Below are 5,988 nucleotides of genomic sequence, written 5' to 3' on the forward strand. Positions count from 1 at the left end.
ACGCCCGCGCGCGCTGCGCGGGCGTCAGCCGGTCGCCGCGGGCCAGCAGCTCCGCGTTGGTGCGCAGCGCGGTCAGCGGGGTCCGCAGCTCGTGCGAGGCGTCCGCGACCAGCCGGCGCTGGGAGCTCACCGACTGCTCCAGCTCCCCGAGCATCGTGTTGAAGCTGGCCGCCAGCCGCGTCACCTCGTCCTGGCGCCCCGGCGGACCCGGCGGCAGCTCGATGCGGTGGCGCGGATCCCGGGTCGCCGCGATCCGCTCGGCGGTCGAGGTCAGCCGGGCCACCGGGGCCAGGCCGGTGCGCGAGACGGCGTACCCGAGCAGCCCCGCCAGCAGGACCCCCGCCCCGCCGACCGCCGCCAGCAGCACGGCCGCCTGCCGGACGCCCTTCTCCACCGGGTCGGCCCGCAACGCCACCTGGAGCGCCCGCCCGTCCCCGAACGGGGTCGTCAGCATCCGCAGCGACTGCCCGAAGCGGGTGACGTTGCTGTAGTACGGGGCCCGCGTCCCCGCCGCCACCTCGCGTACGGGCGCGGAGACGGGCAGCAGATACGCCGCTTCCGGGTCCGCCGCCGGGTCGGCCGGGACGATCTGGGCGCAGGCGGGCGCGGAGAGGTAGCGGCACTCGCCCGCCACGATCTGCGGGTCCTCGCCCCGGTTCTCCTGGATCACCCGGGTCGCGGACTGGGTGAGGGACAGGTCGAGCTGGTGCAGCAGCTCGTAACGGATGACGAAGAACGCCGCCGCGCACACTCCGACCGCGACCAGCGCCACCGCCGCCGAGGCCGCCAGCGCCAGCCGCGTACGCAGGGGCCGCCGACGCCGCCACCGGGCGCCCAGTCTCCGCACCCCGCTCACGCCACGTCCAGCCGGTAGCCGAGCCCGTGCACGGTGTGGACGAGCCGCGGCTCACCGCCCGCCTCCAGCTTCCGGCGCAGATAACCCACGTACACCGCGAGCGAGTTGGAGTCCGGCCCGAAGTCCTGGCCCCAGACCCGCTCCAGGATCACCTCGCGCGGCAGCGCCTGCCCGGGGTGGCGCAGCAGCAGTTCCAGCAGGGCGGCCTCGGTGCGGGAGAACTCCACCGGGCGGCCGCCGCGCCGCCCGGTCCGCGTCACCGGATCCAGCGTCAGGTCCGCGAAGGCCAGGCCCCCGTCCGGGGCGGGCGGGGCGGCCCGCCGCAGCAACGCCCGTACCCGCGCCACCAGTTCGTCCAGGGCGAACGGCTTCACCAGATAGTCGTCGGCCCCCGCCTCGAGACCGTCCACCCGCTCGCTCACCGACGACAGCGCGGTCAGCACCAGCACCGGCGTCCGGTCCTCCATCGCCCGCAGCCTCCGGCAGACCGCCAGCCCGTCGAGCACCGGCATCATCACGTCCAGGACCAGCGCGTCCGGCTCCCAGGCGGCCACCGCCGACAGCGCGGCCAGCCCGTCGCCGACGCCCCGGACCTCGTACCCCTCGACGCTCAGCCCGTCCTCGACGGCGGCCCGCACGTCCGGCTCGTCCTCGGCCACCAGAATCCTGCCCGTACGCCGCAGGCCGCTCATGCGCTCACGCCACTCATGCCGCTCATACCCTGAAGCCTGCCAAACCGGACTCTTAGAACCCTCTTAAGCCGCTTCCCGAGAGTGGCGGCCATGCGCACACCACTCTCCGTCGTGATCGGTGCGGGCGGCACCGGCGGCCATATCTACCCCGGTCTCGCCCTCGCCGAGGCCCTGCGCCGCGCCGACCCGGACGCGGTCATCTCCTTCATCGGCACCGAACGCGGACTGGAGACGACCCTGATCCCGGCGGCCGGCTACCGGCTGCACACCGTCGACATGATCCCCTTCGACCCCGCGCTCGGCGCGAAGCGATTCCTCCTCCCGGCCGCCCTCCTCCGCTCCGGCGCCCAGGCCCGCTCGGTCCTGCGCACCCAGAAGGCCCGGGTCGTCGTCGGCATGGGCGGCTACCCGAGCGCCCCGGCGATCGTCGGCGCGAAGATGGCCGGGCTGCCCAGCGTGATCCACGAGTCCAACGCGGTCCCGGGCCGGGCCAACCAGTTCGCCGCCCGGCTCACCGAACACCTCACCGTCGCCTTCGACGGCAGCCGCGCCCATCTCTCCGGCGGCGAGCGGGCGCTGACCGTCGGCATGCCGATCGCCGCGTCGCTGGCCGCCCTGGACCGGCCCGCCCTGCGCGAGGAGGCCCGCCGCGCCTTCGGGATACCCGAGGGGGCGCGGGTCGTCCTCTTCAACGGCGGGAGCCTCGGCGCGGCCCGCCTCACCGCCGCCGCCGTGGGGCTCGCCGCCCGCTGGCGGGGCCGAGGCGACGTCCACCTCCTGATCAAGACGGGCCCGGCGGCCCTCGCGGAGACCCGGCAGAAGCTTATCCACGCGGGAGCCGCGGCCGCCCACCCCTACGGAGCCGACGCGGGGGCCGGTGCCGCCGGACGCCCCTACGGAGCCGACGCCGGGGCCGGGCCCGTCGCCCAGGCGGTGCCCTACCTCGACCGGATGGACCTCGCCTACGCGGTCGCCGACCTGGTGATCTGCCGGGCGGGCTCGGCCACGATCGCCGAACTCGCCACCACCGGGGTGCCCGCCGTCCTCGTGCCGTACCCGTACGCCCCCGGCGACCACCAGACCCACAACGCCCGGGTCCTCTCCGACGCCGGGGCCGCCCATCTCGTCCCCGACGCCGAGACCACCGCCGACCGCCTCGCCGAGCTGATCGACCCGCTGCTGGCAAACCCGGCGCGGCTCGCCGTGATGGGGCGCGCGGCCGACCCGGGAAACCACGCCCGCGCCGCCGACCTGCTGGCGCAGACGGTCATCCGTCTCGCCGGACAACCCACCACCACAAGGGAGTTCACCCCGTGAACAGCACCACCGCCGACATGAACAGCACGCCCATCGACTGGACCGGACGCACCGTCCTCGTCACCGGGGCCGAAGGCTTCATCGGCTCCACCCTCGTCGACCTGCTCGTCCAACGCGGTGCGCGTGTACGGGCGTTCGTCCACTACAAGCCGTATGCCGACAAGGGCCACCTCGCCCGCTACCTCGACGAGCCGCACGGGCCCGTCGAGTTCATCGCCGGGGACGTCGGCGACGCGGGCCGGGTGATGGACGCGGTCGAGGGCTGTGACACCGTCTTCCACCTCGCCGCGCTCATCGGCATCCCCTACAGCTACGACTCCCCGGGCGCGTACGTCCGGACGAACGTCGTCGGCACCGAGAACATCGCCGAGGCCTGCCGTCGCCACTCCGTGCGCCGCCTCCTTCACACCTCCACCAGCGAGGTGTACGGGAGCGCGCTGACGGCTCCGATCAGCGAGGAGCACCCGCTCCAGCCGCAGTCGCCGTACTCCGCCTCGAAGATCGGCGCGGACATGATGGCCCTGTCCCACTGGCACGCCTTCGAACTGCCGGTGACGGTGGTGCGGCCGTTCAACACCTACGGGCCCCGCCAGTCGGCCCGCGCCGTGATCCCCACGATCCTGGCCCAACTGCACTCCGGGGCACGGGAGATACGCCTCGGCTCGCTGACCCCCACCCGCGACTTCACCTATGTCACCGACACCGCGGCCGGGTTCCTGGCGCTGGCCGGCTGCGACCGGGCGCTGGGGGAGAGCGTCAACCTGGGTACCGGCCGGGAGATTTCGGTCGGGGACCTCGCGAAGGCCCTCATCACCGCCTCCGGCCGGGACGCCGAGATCGTCGTGGACCCGGCGCGGCTGCGGCCCTCCGGCAGCGAGGTGCACCGGCTGCTCTCCGACAACACCCGCGCCCGCACCTGGGCCGACTGGGAGCCCGAAGTCACCCTGGAGGAAGGCCTGGAGCGGACCTCGGCCTGGGTGGCGGACCACCTGCACCTCTTCGCCCCGGGGCGCTACCAGGTCTGATGCGAGGAGAAGCCGCTACGCCGCCTGCGCCCCGGCCAGCCCCAGCAGCAGCAGCGAGGTGAAGCCGCTCGCCCACTCCGCGTCCACCGGCTCCGCGCTCACCAGGGTGCGGTGCACCACGGCTCCGGCGATCACGTCGAAGATCAGGTCCGCGTTGCGGGCTGCCGCCGAGGCGTCGTCCTCGTACCGCAGCTCGCCGCGGGCCTGGGCGCGTTCCCGGCCCTGGAGCACCAGCCGCTTCTGCCGGTCCACGATGGCCGAGCGGATCCGGTGGCGCAGCGAGTCGTCGCGGGTGGACTCGGCGACCACCGCCATCAGCGCCGTACGGGCCTCCGGCCGCTCCAGCAGGGCGGCGAACTGGAGCACGACCCCCTGCACATCGGCGGCCAGGCTGCCCCGGTCGGGCAGCTCCAGCTCGTCGAAGAGGACCGCGACCGCGTCCACGACCAGCTCGTTCTTGCCCGCCCAGCGCCGGTAGAGGGTCGTCTTGGCGACCCCGGCCCGGATCGCCACATCGCCCATCGTCAGCTTCGACCAGCCGAGATCGACCAGGGACGCCCGCGTCGCCTCAAGGATCGCGGCATCGGCCGCGATGCTGCGCGGACGCCCTGTTCGGGAGGCTCTGGGGTCGGTGTCGCTCATGATGCGGCGACCATACCGGTCGGTAGGGAGAACGGTTGTGCCCCGGTGTCCGTGAGACAGATCACCGGGACCACCTGTTCCGGCGGGCTGATCGGCAGTTACGCTACGGGTCGTAGCGTAAGGAAGGCGGTCAGCCCGCCCCGTACGCCACGGAACGAACGAGCGACAGCCACCGGGGCCCTTCATGAGGGCCCCAGGCGCCGGGTGGGGATCCGGGGCCGCACGGACCGGCCGGATGGGGATCCGGAAGGTCCACCCGGGTCTTTCAGGGGCCCGTCACCGCTCCGGCCCATACGCCCTCGCACGCCAGTGGGGGCTGTGGGCCGGGCCGGTTCTCGCACTCGCTTTTCGGAACGGTGCGGTCAGGGGGGAGGATGTACGTATGCAGCCTAGGAACATGTCCATGAGCGGTGTTGTCGACCTCGCCGCCGTCAAGGCGGCCGGAGAGGCCAAGGCGAAGGCGGAGCAGGCCCGCGCGGAGGCCTCCCGGACCGGAGGCGCCGGCGCCGTCGCGCCCGCCGCCCTGGTGATCGACGTCGACGAAGCCGGTTTCGAGCGCGATGTCCTCCAGCGCTCCGCCGAGGTCCCCGTCGTCATCGACTTCTGGGCCGAGTGGTGCGAGCCGTGCAAGCAGCTCGGCCCCCTGCTGGAGCGCCTGGCCGTCGAGTACAACGGCCGCTTCCTGCTGGCCAAGGTCGATGTCGACGCCAACCAGATGCTGATGCAGCAGTTCGGCATCCAGGGCATTCCGGCCGTTTTCGCCGTCGTCGCCGGGCAGGCCCTCCCGCTCTTCCAGGGCGCGGCCCCCGAGGCTCAGATCCGCGAGACGCTGGACCAGCTGATCCAGGTCGGCGAGGAGCGCTTCGGGCTGACCGGGATCGTCGTCGACCCGGGCGCCGGAGCCCCCGACGCGGCCCCGGCCGAGGTGCCGGCCGGCCCGTACGACGCACTGCTGGAGGCCGCCGCTTCCGCGCTCGACGCCAATGACTTCGGCGGCGCGGTCCAGGCGTACAAGAACGTGCTCTCCGACGACCCGGGCAACCCGGAGGCCAAGCTGGGCCTGGCCCAGGCGGAGCTGCTCGGCCGCGTCCAGAGCATGGACCCGCAGGCGGTCCGCAAGGAGGCGGCCGACAGTCCGGGCGATGTGAACGCCCAGATCGCCGCCGCCGATCTCGACCTGGTCGGCGGTCATGTCGAGGACGCCTTCGGCCGGCTCGTCGAGGCGGTCCGCCGCACCGCGGGCGACGACCGGACCGCCGCCCGGCTGCGGCTGCTGGAGCTGTTCGAGGTGATCGGCCCGGAGGACCCCAGGGTCACCGCCGCGCGCACCGCGCTGGCCCGCGTCCTGTTCTGAGACCGGTCCGGATCCTGGTCCGGCACGCTCCGCCGTCCGCTCCGGACGAGCCCGATTGTGCCGATGTGACAAGACGGCCGCACCGCCCCCCGGGCGGAGCGG

General features: G+C 73.8%; 6 protein-coding genes. 3 read left to right on the top strand and 3 right to left on the bottom strand.

Translation table 11 applies throughout. The features are described 5' to 3' along the window. Positions 1-856 (bottom strand): histidine kinase dimerization/phospho-acceptor domain-containing protein (locus ACFWM7_RS32680; RefSeq protein WP_383267691.1); only part of this gene is annotated, 856 nt, incomplete at its 3' end. Beyond that, complete coding sequence (locus tag ACFWM7_RS32685; RefSeq protein WP_383267694.1) at positions 853-1,548, bottom strand: response regulator transcription factor; 696 nt, start codon at positions 1,546-1,548, stop codon at positions 853-855. The genes ACFWM7_RS32680 and ACFWM7_RS32685, both read right to left, overlap by 4 nt. A 90-nt stretch (positions 1,549-1,638) precedes the next feature. Between ACFWM7_RS32685 and ACFWM7_RS32690 the strand changes: the two genes are divergently transcribed. Further along, entirely contained in the window at positions 1,639-2,865 is a 1,227-nt protein-coding gene (locus ACFWM7_RS32690) for a glycosyltransferase (RefSeq protein ID WP_383267697.1), read from the top strand. Positions 2,866-2,882: 17 nt separating this feature from the next. Continuing rightward, the gene (locus tag ACFWM7_RS32695; RefSeq protein WP_383267704.1) at positions 2,883-3,890 is read left to right on the top strand and encodes a GDP-mannose 4,6-dehydratase; all 1,008 of its coding nucleotides are present in this window, start codon (positions 2,883-2,885) and stop codon (positions 3,888-3,890) included. A 15-nt stretch (positions 3,891-3,905) separates the two neighbouring features. On the opposite strand, the gene ACFWM7_RS32700 is transcribed toward ACFWM7_RS32695, so the two are convergent. Continuing rightward, on the bottom strand, positions 3,906-4,532 hold the full coding sequence (locus ACFWM7_RS32700; protein WP_383267699.1) for a TetR/AcrR family transcriptional regulator: 627 nt from the start codon (positions 4,530-4,532) through the stop codon (positions 3,906-3,908). A 403-nt stretch (positions 4,533-4,935) separates the two neighbouring features. Here ACFWM7_RS32700 and ACFWM7_RS32705 point away from each other — a divergent pair, with 403 nt between their 5' ends. Beyond that, positions 4,936-5,886: a tetratricopeptide repeat protein gene (locus ACFWM7_RS32705; protein ID WP_383267701.1), complete on the top strand. Its 951-nt coding sequence runs from the start codon at positions 4,936-4,938 to the stop codon at positions 5,884-5,886. The last annotated feature ends 102 nt before the right edge of the window (positions 5,887-5,988 follow it).

The sequence above is a fragment of the Streptomyces sp. NPDC058375 genome, from assembly GCF_042723425.1.
Classification (GTDB): domain Bacteria; phylum Actinomycetota; class Actinomycetes; order Streptomycetales; family Streptomycetaceae; genus Streptomyces; species Streptomyces durocortorensis.

Excerpts from the sequence above, each read along its gene's own strand:
- ACFWM7_RS32695 (WP_383267704.1), top strand. The coding sequence starts at position 2,883 with ATGAACAGCACGCCCATCGACTGGACCGGACGCACCGTCCTCGTCACC.
- ACFWM7_RS32700 (WP_383267699.1), bottom strand. The coding sequence starts at position 4,532 with ATGAGCGACACCGACCCCAGAGCCTCCCGAACAGGGCGTCCGCGCAGC.
- ACFWM7_RS32705 (WP_383267701.1), top strand. The coding sequence starts at position 4,936 with ATGAGCGGTGTTGTCGACCTCGCCGCCGTCAAGGCGGCCGGAGAGGCC.
- ACFWM7_RS32685 (WP_383267694.1), bottom strand. The coding sequence starts at position 1,548 with ATGAGCGGCCTGCGGCGTACGGGCAGGATTCTGGTGGCCGAGGACGAG.
- ACFWM7_RS32690 (WP_383267697.1), top strand. The coding sequence starts at position 1,639 with ATGCGCACACCACTCTCCGTCGTGATCGGTGCGGGCGGCACCGGCGGC.